This window comes from Mastigocoleus sp. MO_188.B34 (assembly GCF_030065675.1).
In the GTDB taxonomy this organism is placed as follows: domain Bacteria; phylum Cyanobacteriota; class Cyanobacteriia; order Cyanobacteriales; family Nostocaceae; genus Mastigocoleus.
Map to the genome: position 1 here is coordinate 1 of NZ_JASJDK010000061.1, position 16,783 is coordinate 16,783.

Genomic DNA, 16,783 nt, shown 5'->3' on the forward strand with positions numbered 1-16,783 from the left:
GACGATTTTACTAGGATTGTAGTCCCATACTCTCACTGTTCCATCTTCACTGGCAGAAACAATAAACTTGTTATCATTGCTAATCTCTACTCGATTAACGGAGTCTGTATGCCCTTTTAAAACTGTTACAGTTTTATCATCTTGTTTGATTGTTTGATTATTTTGATATTGCTTGAATACTTCCTCTAACTTCCAAATTTTTATGCTGTTATCGCTACTACTGGAAGCAAGAATCTTGTTGTCGGAACTCAACCAGACACTCCGAATATCATCATGCCCTTTAATAATTTCTGCTAATAACTGAGGTTTTTCAGAATCTTCAAAATCCCAAATTTTTATAGTGCCATAATCCCCGACAGATGCAAATCTTGTGCCATCAGGACTAAATCGTACAAGAGTAACTGACTCTCTACTATCTTCACTTTTCCTAATGTTACCAATAGGGCTGAGTTTATTTTGATTCTGCTGCCAATCCCAAATACCTATGCTACCGTCATGTCTTCCATAGGCTACTAAGGTATTATTGGGCTGGAAATCGACACTGTATATAGACTCATTTTGCTTTTTTGCATCAATTTTCCCTTTATTTTTCCCTGCATTTTCTCCATCTATTATCCATAAACTTATTCCGTCATTACCAGAAGACACTAGCAATTGATTATCTTTACTAAAGCTAATATCATAAGCCTCTTTATGAGCTGTAAAGGTATACTTAGGTTCTTTTTCTCCCTGCTTAATTTCTTCTACATCCCAAACATTAACTGTCCCATCAAATCCTGCTGAAGCGATCAATTTACCATTGTGGCTAAACCTAACACTCCAAATCAATTTACTGTTATGTCCCTTAAATCGTGCTAGAAGCCCACCTTCTATAGTCCAAAGATTAATTATTCCATCTGAGCCAGAGGAGGCTATCATTTTAGAGTCAGGGCTAATGGTGACGCTAAAAAACATTGGATTATTCCCTTGTAGTCGATTGCGTTCCCTAACGCTGTATATAACTGATTGAAGTCGTCGAAGATAAAAATTTCGATTAATCATTGGATTAATCGGCGTTTTTCTCAGTGTATCGAGAACTTTCACACTGAATTGTAGTGCCTCAAGTTGCTGATGATTATTAAGATGCGTTTCAGCTAATATTGTTAATATTTCTAAGTGTCCTTTCTGGGCAATTCCTCCTGCAATTAATCCTCCTGCAGCAATAGCAGCGAATAGCCCTGTTAGCAGCAGCCAGATACTGCGTTCTCGCCTCAGTTTTGCTTTTTGTTCGCGATCGCTAACTTTAATAAAATCTTGCTTAGAAGTTGACGATCCATTTTGTCCGATTTTGAATATCTGTGATACTAGATAGTAGGTTCCAAAGGACAAAGTCTTAGTAATAATAATTACTATTTCAAGTAACCAGTTAAATCTTTTTTGTTTTTGTATTAGACGACTGAAAGCATCTGGGATCTCAATAGCGAGTTTAGGTTTCCCTGTCATAAAGCTTAAAAACAAATAGTCCCGCAATGGACTATCTTCTGGCGCTCTTCTAGATAAGATATGGAGTATCGACTTAGCAAGTTTAGGCAGAAAATTATGATGCTTGTTTGCGATTTCTAATTGCAGTCTACCTACATATCCCTGAACAGCAGCGACCAATAAATTTTGGAATACAGTGCGGATTGTATGGTTCTGCTCGTTTGTAAGGTTTTTAATCAGAATAGAACGCAACCAATCTGGCATATAACCATAGCGAAACCAAGGTAAGCGAGCCAAATTCGTCAGCGAACACACCTCAATAAGAGAATGTCCCCTACTAGTTTTGAGAACATTACCCAGATAAATTGTAATGTTCCAATGTAACTCTGGAAAAACAGCACAAGCACTAAGCCAGTAAAAACAATCTTTGCCGAGATATTCTTGCAATGAGTTTAACATTGCATTTATCTGCTCAGGTTTGGGTGAATTGCGCTCAATCCAGTAATCTGGTCGAAGACGCAACGCTTCTGGTAGAGGAATTTGGGCTTGTTCAGAGAGAACATAGGTTGCGTATACCTGGTGTATAATTTGACTAAGCACTTCCATCCCTTTAGGTGTTGCGGGTAAAACAATAAACTTCTGTACAAGTTCTAATTCCTGATAACCCCAATTTTCCACAGGTTTTGGGGTGAGAATAGCCCGATTACCCCAGGCGATCATTTGGTTTACCCAAGATTCTATTTCACCAGTTTGAGCACTAAATAACTTCTCTGTATCTGAGACAACAACAAGGTAATGTTGAGGATATTTTGCTGCTAGTTGCTGGAGTTTTTGTGGAGAGCTTGTAGCATAACTTGGGAAGCAAATTCGCGGATCGTCATCAAAGAAATAACTTGTGATAAAAACTCCATTATGTCTGAGGTGATCGAGCATCTCTTCTATAAATTTAGCCTGATGATCGCGATAGCTGGTACGATTAATCAGAAAGAGATATTCTGGGAGAATTTGGCGAGTACTATATACTGGTGTCAGCCATACACCTTGGTGAAGAGTTGCGTCAATGGTTTTATCAATATCAAGTTTATGAGATGGGATACGGATTCTATGCCTTAAACCTTGAGCAGTACGTATAAACAGAGTTGTAGGAAATAAGTTTTGCTCAAAGTCAGGAATGGAAATTTGATGTAACTCAGGCTGTTCCATAGTCCCATGACGTTGCAGGAACAGGTGAGCACGCCACAACCACCATAACCGCCAGACTAGAAAAGCGAGAAAGGGGGCGAGCAACAAAAGGTAAAATTGTGTTTGCCAAGCTGTTGGTGTATCAGTAGTTGTTGGTGTATCAGTAGTTGTTGGTGTATCAGTAGCTGTTGGGGTGGGAGTAGGTATTGGTGTATCAGTAGCTGTTGGGGTGGGAGTAGGTATTGGCGTGGGAGTAGCTGTTGGGGTGGGAGTAGGTATTGGTGTGTCAGTAGCTGTTGGCGTGAGAGTAAGTATTGGTGTGGATCGTGTATTTTTCTGTGGGTGAACTGAAGACCGCAAAATCCCCGGTAGAGCAAGGATAATAATTATTAGTAGAATTTTTTTTAATAGTCGGGAACCCCTCTGTATTTTTCCCAATTCTTCTGACAGTGTTTGGTCTTTTACATCTACTGTTGCTGGGGTGTGACTAGCATGACTGACGATTTCAGACCATTTGTCAAAGCGTCGCTGAAAATCTTCCTGCTCAGCAGGCGAACTACAAAATATTGGTCCCAGCAGAGTTTTGAGACGCTCTGGCTCATTCAATCTTTCACTCTGAGTAGTTAGTGCTAAGACCAGATCCTGAGCAGCAATGTACTGATCAACACCAATTCTATACCCTGCATCTCTCAAATCATCAATTAAATCACTTAGAAGATTGGGATTCAACCAGCCTGGGTTATTTTTTTCTGTTCTTGCATCCATCGCTCTACAAGTTTTTTAGCTTTTTCTTGATCTTCAGCAGTTTTGACTAAGCTACTGAGGGTAGGGAGAAGCACATCTAATTCAGCTAAGGGATCGTCTAAATCACTAGAAAGGGTTTTGATTGTCAACAGCCAACTCAACAATTCAGCGGTTGCAGGTTTTTTCCTTAAACCACTTTGAGGAGCCCGTAATCTATAAAATAAGTTAAGGGCATCTTGTAAAAATTTATTGCTATTAGAAGTATAAATCCCTAACCGGTTGGTAATTATTTCTGCAAGACACTCCTGTTCTGGAAAGGGGATATTGTAATAAATGCAACGTCGTAGAAAGGCATCTGGCAAATCTTTTTCAGAATTACTAGTAATAATTAAAATCGGTTGCAGTGCTGGATCTGCCTCAATTCTTTTATTTCCAAACTCTGGAATACAAAAATACATATGTTCTACTTCGTTGAGCAGATCGTTTGGAAAGTCACGGGGAGCCTTATCAATTTCATCAATTAAAATAACAGAACGTGTTTTGCCGGGATGGTGGAAATTTGATGGAAGAAGTTCCTCAACTTCAGTCAGATTTCGGGTTTGTAAAATTGCCAGCCCTAAAGCCTGGTAGGTGATGTAATCTAAGGGACTGCTGGAAACTACACCACTTTGGGCATCTTGGAAACGCTTCAAAGCATCATAGGTATAGAAGAGATCCCGAGCGGTACTAGTAGACTTGGTTTCAAACTTCAACGGTGGCTCAAAACCAAGTTCCCAAGCAAGACTGTAAGCAAATTGAGTCTTTCCAGTTCCCGGCTCTCCTGTAAGGAGTAGGGGCTGTCCCAATAGCAGGGCTACATTACAAGCATCTTTAAGTCCTGGATCGGCAATGTAACATTCTGGCTTGAGCAGTTGAGAACGGGGAGAGACAGGCAATTTTGCTGGTGATTCACTCCTATATCGAGTTCCATCACCGATGTAAAATGGAAACTTCATCTCAATTCCCCGATTTATGAAAAGTTGTACTCATTAACTGCTATGGATGTCAGAAGTTTATTTAAGTTTTCGGCTAAATCATCCATAGGAATAGTATTGGAGGAGTGTGTTTCTTCCCAAAGGTCAAACATATCCCTAATTTCATCAATCAAGCTTTCAGTCATTACTTCATCGACAAGCTTCTGTATTGCGTCACTGTGTGCCCAGTTCTCAACCTGGCTTCTTCTAACACTTGTGAGTTCTGGCAAGACAATACCAGACAAACGATTAAATTGCTTAAAGTTTGATGCAGTAAGTGCTTCTAGCTGTTTGTAAATTTTGTGATTTATATCTTGATAGCAATGACGATTGTATAAGTTTCTACAATAACTGAACCAGGATCTATACCAAAATATTTCACTCTGTTTTTGTCGCTTAATTTGGTATTTGATAAACACACAGACGATTAGCTTTTGTCCTGGAATAAAATCAGGCCAATTCTGCCAAAATTCCAGATACTTATTTAAAATTTCAAATCCTTGCTGCTGCCAGTCCTCAGTAAGTAAATTAGTATGAATAATAACTGGATCTATGTATTTGCAGAAGGTTGTATTAATTTCTTCTAAAGTCGCAAAACTACAGTTTAAAACACTATTTGCTAGATTTATGCATAACCTATCCTTTAGTGAATCTAGATTTTTTAACCCCGCAGGCCAACCTAGAAACTTTTCAATTACTGTCTGTTTTGGGTCTAAGTTTAAAGAATCCGGTAGAAAATACTTTTTCAAACATTTTAAAAACATATCATGACTTTGGTATTCGTCGCCATGAATGATGCAAACCAGAGGATAAGATGGAACTTGATTTAACCACCTTTGAACTGCTGTATCTAGTTCAGCTTTCTGTTCTTTACGATTTGCTAGATAAGGTAAAAGTTTGAGTGGTTTGCTTTTCCCCTGATACCGAAGTGTGAGTGGTTTACCTTTCCCCTGATACCGTATTGTTTGTGTATAATTGCTAAACGAAATGTGCCTTGGAAAATTATCCGTTAGAAAATCAAATTTTGATTTAATATTTTTCAAATCGGCAGCATAATTCCCTGTTTGAAACACAGTTTCAAGTAGATTGCATAGTTTACAAAGAGCTTGTTGATTATCTATAGTATGCAAATAGTTAATTAATTCTAAAGCAAAGTCAGCATCAGCTAGTTCTCTTAAAAATCCAAGTTGATGTGGTTCAATTCCAATTTTTATACATAGGGCTTTTCTTGCCGAATATTCTGCGCGTCCACTACGTGTCAAAAGATCGGCAAATTTTTCTATATCAGAATTAGATAATTGTTTGACATCGCCTTCATTACAATAATCTAGAGACATAAATATTAAAATCCGACTTCTCAGACTACTTAAAATTGAGTTTTGATTTAATATTGTTCAAATCAGAAGCATATCTCCCTGTTTTAAACACCGTTTCAAGTTGATTACAGAGTTTACAAAGAGCTTGTTGATTATCTATAGTATGCAAATAGTTAATTAACTCTAAAGCAAAGTCAGCATCAGTTGATTGCCTTAAAAATCCAAGTTGATGTGGTTCAATTCCAATTTTTATACACAGAGCTTTTCGTGCCGAATATTCGGCACGTCCACTACGTATCAAAAGATCCACAATTTTCTCTAGATCGGAGTTGTTTAGTTCCTCAACGGGCTCAGAACTAGATATTGTAACTGGATTTGGTTTTTTCAACAGTATGGGAATGAAGTGTTCGGGAACCTTAAGTGTTTCAGTTACACCTACTACTTTTCCTTGACGAATTGCTGTTGAACGGTTAATTTCTAATTGAATGCGATCGCAACCCCACTCGAAAGCAAAATTGATCGATTCTCCATTACCCAGTGCTTGATAAAAGCCGCGTGTAAAAGCCCTAGCTGCATCATCTAAAATATCTTGCTGCATACCAATAACATAATTGATATGCTTGACAATTTCTTGTGCTTGAACTTGGGAATAGCAGGCATTGAGTAGAACACATTCTACTTTATCGGTAAAATGCCGAAATAAATTGGCGAGAGCTTCCGTACTCGCGAAATCTTGCTGTCCAGCATTGTTCTCCAAAACCAGTCCTTCGCTCCCCCTACCATGTCCACAAAAGTGAACAATCCAGGGTTTAAGCTCCAATAGAGCAATTGTTAGGTCTTCAATACGTACAGCTTCCCTTATTTCGAGCGTAAATTGTTCTCGGTTGGCTGAACGCATTAGTCCTTCCCGAATATCACGTATTTCTTGTGATATTTTTAAATCTCCTTGGGGATTTGCTGACAAAACCAGGATTTTCTTAAGCATCGTCGAAAACAAGGTTACCTAGCTTGGAAATTGGGAGTCTATAGGACTTGAGAATGAAAGATATTTTTATAGATGATGTTAGAGACTAAAATGCAGCTATCATTTACCAGTATTAAGACTTACATACGTAAATAATTCTGTAATTTTTAATTTACCCTTAAAATGTGAAGAATATGTGAGCAAGTAAATAAAATGACACAATCTCACATATATGGAAATTCTTGAATTTTCGTAGGAAATTAGAAAGTATAAGATACTCTAGGAAATCGTTGCAAAATAGGGTAATTTTAAAACCGTTAATTCAACTGTAAACAGTTACCTATCATTTCCGTTGAATTGCTCAATATATAGCAATTTTTACCTTAATATTTTCCTGTAAAATGTGAGTATGAAAACATTTAATAACAAAACCCAAACCCTGACAGAGGCGCAACGTATTTTCCCACAGGAACTGTAATACCAATTTCATTTAGTGGGGCTACCAAGATGAAACTCAATTACAAGATATGATTTTATTCCTGGAATACCATCTATAGCTTGAATTTAGGAAATTGGTATAAGCTTTTTACTTTTTACTTTTTACTTTTTATTTGCGCGTAGCGCTATAGTTAATCTGGATTAGGGTTTGTATATAAGCTTTTGAGTAATTGAATAGGCGTAATATTAAGCGTAAACTAATTTAAAGTTATATCACTTAAGGTTCAATAACCTAAAATTGATTCAAAATTTATTTTTGTGGGGAAAATACAAAATCTCTAGAACCAAAAAGTTATGACATCTCCAAATAGTCCGGATGAAGCTGACTTTCAAGAACCTCAAAACCAGAATGATACAGGTTCTTGGTTTCGTAAAATTGCGCTTGCAACTGGTATTGCTCTTGTCGGAATGGGTACGGTTGGCTATTTCGTAACAGATTTTTGGATTCGTCGAGAATTACCATCTTTGGTTGAAACTCAACTTGGTAATTTCCTCAATCGTAAAGTTGATATTGGGGAAGTACAAAACTGGAGTTTAACTGGGATTAGGTTTAGTTCGTCTTCCCTTCCTGCGACTACAGAAGATCCAAATCAGGTTTCAATTACAACAGTTGATGTCAATTTTAATCCTATCCCGGTAATATTTTCACGAACTTTACCTGTTGATATTACGCTAATTAAACCAAAAGTCTATCTTCAGCAAGGAAATCAAGGAGAATGGTCTAGGTTCGATCTAGCTTTGGAGGATGAGGGAGAACTTCCTGTCAAGTTAGATACAACTTTGCGGGTACGAGATGCTAAGGTTTCTTTACTTCCTCGCGGTTATAAAACTCCATTGGAAAGTAAATTAAATGGTTCTGTCAACTATAGTGAGGTAGATTCTAAACATCTACTATACGACCTTGATGCAGAAGTATTTCAGGGTAAAGTGAAAGTTAAGGGGAAAACCCAGTTAGAAAATGGTGAAACTTTAGCAAATGCCAAAATTGAAAAATTAACCCTCGCTAAACTTAATCCTTTCCTCCCCCAAGTACCACTTAATATTTCTAATGGTGAGTTTTATGCCGATCTGAAGATTGAACTTCCTACTTTTTCTGATTTACCTTTGGTAGTAGGTACGGCAAATTTGCAAAAATTAAAAGTTAAAAGCAAGCAGTTACCAGTTTCAATCAATGCTGATGCTGTGTTGCGATTTGCTGGACAAAAGGTAAGTTTTGAGAAAGCTAAGGGTAGTTATGGTAGTCTAACAGCCTTACTATCTGGCGATATGGATCTAAATAAAGGATTCAATCTCAAGGTTGATGTCAATCCTTTCGGTGTCCGAAATGTTTTAAAAACAGTACCAGTAAAGTTACCTGTTGGGATTGATGGAAAGTTAAGAGCGAATATGGCTCTGAAGGGAAAATTTGATAACCCAATTTTAACAGGTAATATTTTTAGTGGGGAAAATGTTCGCGGCACATCAGAAGATTCTAAATCTGCAACTGATACAATTATTGTTGACAAAGCGAAGTTTAGTAAAATAAATGCCAGTTTTGTTGGCGACCTATCCCAATTTTTACTTAAAGAATTTCGAGCTACTCCGATAAGTGGTGGTGAAGTAGTCGCCAAAGGTAATGTTAAATTTCCCCAACGTCTGACAGAAGTCAAACATTTGGAAGTCAAAAATTTGGCTCAGTCCCAGTTAGCATTTAATGTCAATGCGAACTTATCCAACCCAGGAGCTACCATCGCTCCCTATGGAGTAACAAATGATTTAGTAAAGTTAAGTGAAATTACCGCAGTTGGTTCGGCTCGGGGTACTCTGCAAAATCCCCAAGCAGTTCTATCTTGGAAGTTACCTAATGCAGATACCGCAGTTGTTGGTAAAGTTTCTGGTGCTGGGGATATCTTGTACGCAGCAAACAAGGTCAGTCTGCGCAACACGACTTTGGAAACAGAAGACGGTAAAGTTAATGTTGATGGTGAAGCAAATCTGGCAAATAACATTTGGCAAGGTTCTGTTAATGCTAATGCTTTATCCTTGACACCATTGTTGTCTAAATTGCAACAAAGTCAAACATCAGTTGATGTGCCATTATTTTTAGAGCGGGGCAATATTAACTTAGCAGGTAAATTGGATAACTTCCAACCAGCTAGTATTGACGCGAATGCAAAATTAGATCTAAATGTTAATGGCGGTAAAGTTGCAGTAGATGGAGTATTAAATCGGGGTATAATCTTAGCTAATGCAAGTACAAACAGAGTTTCTCTAAATAAATTTTTACCCCAGTTAGGAACGTCTGTGACTTTAGCAGACATTCGAGCTAATGCTTCTGGTTCCTTACAACAATTATTATCATTCGCTACTAATAACAATCAAAAAAATCAATCAAGTAATAAATTAAGCGATCGACTAAATAATAAATTAAATAGTTTTCGTGCTGTAACTTCCGGTAAATTAATTGTTTCTGAAAAACGAGGAAGGGGCACAATTAACTTTAATGGTAGAGGCGATTTAGGATCAGAAACTTGGGAAGCATCTATTAATGCGAATTCTGTCACGTTAAATCCTTTTCTCTCCGGATTTCAATCACCTCAATTAAATCTTAATCGACCAATTAATTTGCGACAGGGTAAAGTTAAACTAGCTGGAAATTTAGATATTTTAGATAATCTCAATCCAGAAAATATTGATTTAGCAAAAGTTCAAGCTATTGCTAACCTAGATTTAGATGTCAATAATGGTAAAGTCGCCATTGATAGCAAACTAGAACGAGGTCTTGTAGAAGCGATCGCCACAGCTAAAGGAATTTCAGTTTCCCCATTTTTACCCGATCTACCCGTACCCGTCACCATCGCAGATAGTCAAGTCAATTTTTCCGGTTCTGTAAATCGATTACTATCCCAAGGTGTTGATAACATTCGAGCTAATGCGATCGCCAGACTGGGCGTCCAAGGGGGTACAGTTAATACCGTCACCAAGTTAAATAACGGTATTTTTTCCAGCAATACAACTGCAACAAATATTAACACTCCAGCTATTTGTCAAAACTTTGATCTCTCCTGTCCCGAAGTCGGAAAATTATCTGGTAAATTTAATCTGGCAGGAAATATCAATCCCTTCATAAAAGGTAATTCGCCAGCTACAATCCAAGCTAAAACCATATCTTTGCAAGCAGGAGAACAATCACTTACTGCTGACGGTCAAATATCTTTAAATCCAAATCTAACGACAAGCAAAAATGTAACTTGGGGAATAGGTACTAATTTAAATGTTAATGCCCGTTCCAACTTAAACAAACTTCCCTCCACCTTAATCGCCCGATTTTCCGAACAAACCAATATTCCCATCGCTGGAAATGCTGCTTTTCAAGGTCGCTTCCAAAGCGATAACTTACTTGGAGATCCCCTAGCAGCAGGAAATTTACAATTAACTGGTAACTTACAACTCAGGGATTTTGCAGTCGATAAAATCGCCTTTGAACCATTACTAAAAGGTTCAGTAAATTTACAACCGGGTAAGACTTTAGCAATTAATTTACAGGGTCAAAAAGACCAAATCTCAGCCCAGCTAGAACCTTGCGTTCGGAAAGAATGTATCCTACCTTATCTTCCAGTTTCTTTTAACCTGCAACAAGGAGAAAATTCCAACAACCCTATTTTGGTAAGTGGTCAGCGTAATGACGATCGCTTCAATATCGATCTGAAAAACTTTTCCCTGGCTTTGTTAAATGTATTACCAGCAGTCCAAGAAAATCTCCCTGCACGAGTTGGGGGAATAGTCACCGGAAAACTTGACTTGAACCTGTTTGACTTTACAAACATAGCTGGGAATTTACAAGTTAACAAACCAAGTATTGGATATATTAAAGCAAAAGAAGTTGCAGCAAACTTTTCTTACAATGCTGGAATCGCAAATGTCCCATCAGCTTACCTGGAATTAGGCCAAAGCCGATATAATCTTCAAGGTGAACTAAATCTGAACTCGGGTGATGTCAACGCCAAGATATTTACAAAATCAGCCAAGTTAGAAGATATCTTTGCGACCATCAACGCATACAGATTAGAAGACCTGCAAAGCATTTTCTTTGGCTCCTCTAACTTTACTAAAGCTGCAGCCATTGAAACAGATCCAGTAGGAAAACCCAACGCACCCTTAGCCCGACAGTTCCGCTTACTTAGGAAAGTAGATCAACGGATTAGAGAATATGCAGCCCGCAAGCGAGAAGAAGAGTCAGCAATTCGGTTAGACTTGAGGGGAGAATATGACGCCCAGATCGACATAGCAGGCAAATTTTATAATCCCCAAGTAGACTTTCAGCTAGATGGTAACAACTGGGAATGGCGTCCCCAACCCAAAGTTGTTACTGTCAACCCTCGTAAAGGTCCAGTTGTTCGGGAAGGAAAGCCATTAAATATTAACCAGGTAACAGCGCGGGGAAATTATAAAGATGGAAGTATTAAAGTAGACCCATTACGTGTAGCCTTAGAAGAAGGCACAATTGCTTTTAAGGGAGAACTAACAGGAGAAAAAACATCAGGATTTATCCAAGTACAAAACTTTTCCTTAGATAATCTCAAAAAATTTGCCTTTATTGATGTTCCCGTTGACATTGGTGGAAAAGTAAATCTTCAAGCCAAACTGGATGGTACGATCGCTCAGCCCCAAATTCAAGAAGGAAAAATCTCCTTAATCGACGGTAGCTTCAACCAAGACCCATTGGGAACATTTGCTGGCACGTTCAGTTACGTAGATTCAGTCGCTAAATTTAATACTACGCCCGATTCCTTTACCCAAATTAACGCCAAAATACCCTATCCACCTCAACCTAATACAGATAACTCTATAAATTTAGATGCTAAAATTGGAACTCAAGGATTAGCCTTCTTAAGTACTTTCACTCAAGGCCAATTAGAATGGGTCAAAGGAAATGGAGAAATTGCACTTAACGTTGAAGGACCTTTAAATTGGTCTGCCCAAACTCCTCCTCAACTAATAAAAGATTTAGCAGGTACTTCCAGAATTCAAATTGAAAACGCCACCGTCAAAACCAAGCAACTAGGTGAAGAAATCAATCTGAATGTTGCTGGTGATATAGCTCTGCAAAATCAAAACATTCAAGTAAACCAGTTAGAAGGAAACTTTGCCGGAAGTCCATTTTCCCTTACAGGTAGTTTACCTTTAGTTCGTGCTGGAATTACCAACCCCGATAGTCCCAACTCGCTGATATTAGCCCTAGGTCCGGGAAAACTCAATCTTGAAGGACTTTACAAAGGAAATGTTAACGCCAACCTTGAAGTATCCCAAACAGTTACGCGTCCCATAATTGGCGGAAATATCCTTCTCAGTCAAGGAAGAGTTATTGTCCCAAAACTGAATAATGACGTTGAAGAAAATCAGAAAGAACCAAACAAGCAACAAAAATCAGCTAAAAGAAGAAAAAAACGGGCTAAAGATAATTATTCCTTTGAACCTATCTTCAAGGACTTAGAAATAACTATTGGCGAAGGATTTAAATTTAAACGATCCGTACCCCGAACAAACTTTTTAATTGCGGGTAACTTAACCTTAAATGGTCCCTTGAATAACCTACAGCCTCAAGGAGTTATAAACTTGCGTCGAGGAAGTATTTATTTTCTTGATAACTCCTTCTTCCTTTCACGCGATCGCGAACACTTCATTGTATTTTCCTCAGACCAAGGCTTATTCAATCCATACCTCGACATGGAATTACAAACAATAGTTGTTGACGCTCCCACTTTTGATCGTCCCCAACCCGTTGATTCCGAAATTCGTGACGATGCGATCGCGCCTACCAACTCAGATCAAATTGATGTCAGGATCGGTATTGAAGGAGAAGCCAGTCAATTAATTGGTTCCCTTGACAATTCAAGCTGTCAAATAAATTCTCCCCCAGTAAGTCCCAGTAGTTCTGTGCTGTATTCACCTGAAAGACTGAAACAAATTGAAGACTGTATAAATAAAGACTCTAGAGTTGCAATCCAGAACCAAGACCTACTTAATAATCCAATTGTGGAACTAACGAGTACCCCAAACAGGAACCAAACAGAAATATTATCTCTACTTGGCAACCGTACTGTAGCAATTGTTAAAGAAGTTGAACAAAAACTTGCTGAAGGTCAAGAAGAAGAACTAATTAGATCGGCTTTTGTTGACTATGTTGTACTCCCCATTGCCGATGACTATTACCAAGAATTCCTATGGAATGTTCAAAGACCAGTGAATTCTGTAGGTAAGAAAATTGGTCTCACACGCTTACAAGTTTTTCCTTCAGTCACAGGTCTAAAAGATATAAACGAGAATTCTTCTGTCAGATTTATTTATAACTATGATTTTGGGGAATTTCGGGTCGAGTATCAGAGGAGATTTTAGGGGGTTGGGGATTATCCCCAATCCCTAATCCCTAATCCCCAGTCGCCAATTCCCAATCCCCAATTCCCAATCCCCAATCCCCAATCAATCCCCAACCCAAATATTTTCTGCTACTTTTAGCAATAGAATTAGGAATTCTACTGCTATAGTACTAAGCATTCCCCTAGGATTCCTCTGCAAAATAGCTTTATCTGGGTGTTAGATAAAGCTTTAACTTGAGGTAATGTTAGGACTATCTCAACTTCGTCGCAATGTGGGCACTAAATCGACATTAAAGTCAACATTTTAGTTGAAATATTGTGGCGTCATGTGGGAAAATATTTGATCGTATTTATTCTCTCCTGGCTGTCTATCTAAAATTATGGCTAAGAATAAAGGTGTCCGGATTATAGTGACACTCGAATGCACTGAATGCCGCAGTAACTCAAACAAACGCTCTCCTGGCGTTTCCCGTTACACGAGCACCAAAAATCGTCGTAACACCACCAACCGTCTAGAGCTAAAAAAGTTCTGCACCCATTGCAATCGTCACACCGTCCACAAGGAAATCAAGTAAAAAAGGAAACTGAGCAAAAATGAGTTATTATCGTCGTCGTCTGTCACCAATTAAGCCAGGAGACCCAATCGATTACAAAGATGTGGATTTGCTGCGGAAATTTATCACCGAACGGGGTAAAATATTACCGCGTCGGATAACTGGATTGACATCTCAGCAACAACGGGCTTTAACCACCGCAATTAAACGCGCTCGAGTTTTAGCTTTGTTGCCATTTATCAACGCTGAAGGATAAACTTTGCTGAAGGACTAACTCCTAATTGATTGAGTGTCAGAATACCAGGGATAGTAAAATCATCCCATTGAGTTAGATGTTTTATACGTTAAACTTGGTATTTTGAACTTCAAAATCTAAAATTAATTCAGGAGTTCAAATCAAGCTCCTAATATCTAAGTATTGGCAGTTATTAACTAGATATCAGTCTAAAATAATGCCAGTTATTAAAGTCCAAAATAGAAAACTGATTCACTGCGAGGCTTGTGGAGAAGGGCACATTAGTTGAATTTAGAGTAGGGGGCGATCGCCGTCTGGGAGTTGTAGATCGTCCAGACGGAAAATCCCGTTGGTTTGTGATAGATAAGGGAGGTCAATCCCACAGCCTAGCGCCTCGACAAGTTACCTACAAAGTCGATGGCGGCGACTACAAGCCTTCGCAGATAGACAGTTTTTTAGAACAAGTCAAACCTTATTTGGATCCATCTAGCTTGGAAGTGGCTTGGGAATTACTGGTGGAAGATGGTGAGTCCGTTAACCCCCAAGGTATGGCGAATTTACTATTTTCTGAGTCTGAAGCCCCTCATAGTTATGCAGCCTATTGCTTGTTGTCAGATGACAAAGTCTATTTCAAGCAAAAAGGAGATAATTATGAGCCCCGAAGTGCGAACCAAGTCGCAGAGCGCAAACACCAATTGGAAGTAGAAGCGCTCAAAGCTAAAGGACAAAAGGAATTTTTGGAGCGAGTTTCCCAAGCGCTTAAAGGTGAGAAAGTAGAGTGGCAGCGTCACGATCGCCACCGCTTAGAAGCCTTAGAAAAGTATGCAGCATTGCTGGCTGATATTCCCCGTACTGGTGTAAATTATGAATCATTAGCTCGTGCCTTCCCCCCTCCCGCACCAGTTTTGGAAACGATGGGCATGTTGGGACGTCAGGCTACACCCCAAGGAGCTTTTCAGCTATTAGTAGACTTGTGTTGGTGGAGTCCCCATGAGAATTTATTCCTGCGCCGTTCATCGATTCCGGTTCAATTCCCAACAAAGGTAATAGAAGTGGCGCAACAGCGACTGCAAGCACATCCACCAGATCTAGATGCTAATCGACTGGATCTGACAAATTTAAAAGTTTATACCATCGATGACGAGACAACCACTGAAATAGATGATGGTTTGAGTTGGGATAAACTTGCAGATGGTAGAGAGCGATTGTGGGTACATATTGCCGACCCCTCGCGCTGGGTATTGCCAGAAGATGAATTAGATTTAGATGCTCGAAAACGTGGCAGTACAGTCTATTTGCCCACGGGTATGGTTCCCATGTTCCCAGAACTATTGGCGACTGGGCCCATGAGCTTAGTTCAGGGAGAAGTTTGCTGTGCCCTAAGTTTTGGAGTTGTTTTAAATGAAAATGGCGGTGTTGAAGAATACAGTATTCATGCCAGTCTAATTAAGCCAACATACCGCCTAACCTACGAAGACGTGGATGAGATGTTAGAGTTAGGCGTAACTGCAGAACCAGAAATTGAAGCGATCGCCAAATGGGCACGTCAGCGTAAGACTTGGCGCTACGAGCAGGGAGCCGTCAGTATCAGTATGCCTGAGGCAATGATTAAAGTCAGAGAAGATGAAATCAATATTGATGTATTAGACGATTCTATGTCCCGGCAGTTAGTAGCAGAAATGATGATTCTTGCTGGCGAAGTAGCTGCTCGTTATGGGAAAGAAAACAATCTTCCCTTACCATTTCGCGGTCAACCACAACCGGAATTACCTCCGGAAGAAGAGTTATTATTGTTGCCAGCAGGATTTGTTCGTGCTTGCGCGATGCGTCGTTGTATGCCTAAAAGTGAAATGAGCATTACTCCGTTACGTCATGCTGGTTTAGGTTTAGATACTTATACTCAGGCGACCTCTCCAATCCGCCGTTACAGTGACTTGCTAACTCACTTTCAAATTAAAGCTCACTTGAGAGGAGATTCTCCACCTTTTTCAGCCGACCAACTCAGAGAAGTAATGATGAGTGTAATTAGCACCACACAAGAAGTAACAATGGTGGAACGCCAAACCAATAGATATTGGGCTTTAGAGTATCTGCGCCGCCATGTTGGTAATATTTGGCAAGTAACGGTGTTAATGTGGCTTAGAGAAGACAGTAACTTGGCATTAATTTTAATTGAAGAATTAGGTTTGCAGTTACCAATGTTCTTCAAGCGTATTGTCAAGCTTGGGGAACAAGTATCGGTTAAAGTTATCTTAGCCGATCCACAAAAAGATATAATCCAGTTTGAAGAGATTATTTATCAACAAGCTTAATCATCAACAAGCTTTATCGGTACGCGAAATTCAGTTCTAAATATATTTACGTAAATATTTTCTGCTGTGTACAGATATATAAATCAATTAGAGACGTTCCATGGAACGTCTCTACTTATTCGTAGCAGTAACCATTTAGATAATTTCC

General features: G+C 39.0%; 8 protein-coding genes. 4 read left to right on the plus strand and 4 right to left on the minus strand.

Annotation, left to right across the window (positions count from 1 at the left end; all coding sequences use genetic code 11):
* The 4 genes from QNJ50_RS15430 to QNJ50_RS15445 form a co-directional block, all read right to left on the minus strand.
* Positions 1-3,408 (minus strand): WD40 repeat domain-containing protein (locus QNJ50_RS15430; RefSeq protein WP_300636707.1); only part of this gene is annotated, 3,408 nt, incomplete at its 3' end.
* Positions 3,369-4,382 (minus strand): MoxR family ATPase, encoded by a 1,014-nt coding sequence (locus QNJ50_RS15435; protein WP_300636709.1) that lies wholly within the window; start codon positions 4,380-4,382, stop codon positions 3,369-3,371. The genes QNJ50_RS15435 and QNJ50_RS15430, both read right to left, overlap by 40 nt.
* A gap of 14 nt (positions 4,383-4,396) precedes the next feature.
* On the minus strand, positions 4,397-5,737 hold the full coding sequence (locus QNJ50_RS15440; protein WP_300636711.1) for a hypothetical protein: 1,341 nt from the start codon (positions 5,735-5,737) through the stop codon (positions 4,397-4,399).
* A 25-nt stretch (positions 5,738-5,762) separates the two neighbouring features.
* Positions 5,763-6,701 (minus strand): CHAT domain-containing protein, encoded by a 939-nt coding sequence (locus QNJ50_RS15445; RefSeq protein ID WP_300636713.1) that lies wholly within the window; start codon positions 6,699-6,701, stop codon positions 5,763-5,765.
* A 771-nt stretch (positions 6,702-7,472) separates the two neighbouring features.
* Between QNJ50_RS15445 and QNJ50_RS15450 the strand changes: the two genes are divergently transcribed.
* The 4 genes from QNJ50_RS15450 (at position 7,473) to QNJ50_RS15465 (ending at position 16,635) form a co-directional block, all read left to right on the plus strand.
* Entirely contained in the window at positions 7,473-13,553 is a 6,081-nt protein-coding gene (locus tag QNJ50_RS15450) for a translocation/assembly module TamB domain-containing protein (RefSeq protein ID WP_300636715.1), read from the plus strand.
* 361 nt (positions 13,554-13,914) lie between these two features.
* The gene (gene rpmG / locus QNJ50_RS15455) at positions 13,915-14,109 is read left to right on the plus strand and encodes a 50S ribosomal protein L33 (protein WP_300636717.1); all 195 of its coding nucleotides are present in this window, start codon (positions 13,915-13,917) and stop codon (positions 14,107-14,109) included.
* A gap of 19 nt (positions 14,110-14,128) precedes the next feature.
* A complete protein-coding gene (rpsR, locus tag QNJ50_RS15460) occupies positions 14,129-14,344 on the plus strand; it encodes a 30S ribosomal protein S18 (protein WP_058184284.1) in 216 nt (71 codons plus the stop codon).
* A 245-nt stretch (positions 14,345-14,589) separates the two neighbouring features.
* Complete coding sequence (locus tag QNJ50_RS15465; protein WP_300636721.1) at positions 14,590-16,635, plus strand: ribonuclease R family protein; 2,046 nt, start codon at positions 14,590-14,592, stop codon at positions 16,633-16,635.
* The last annotated feature ends 148 nt before the right edge of the window (positions 16,636-16,783 follow it).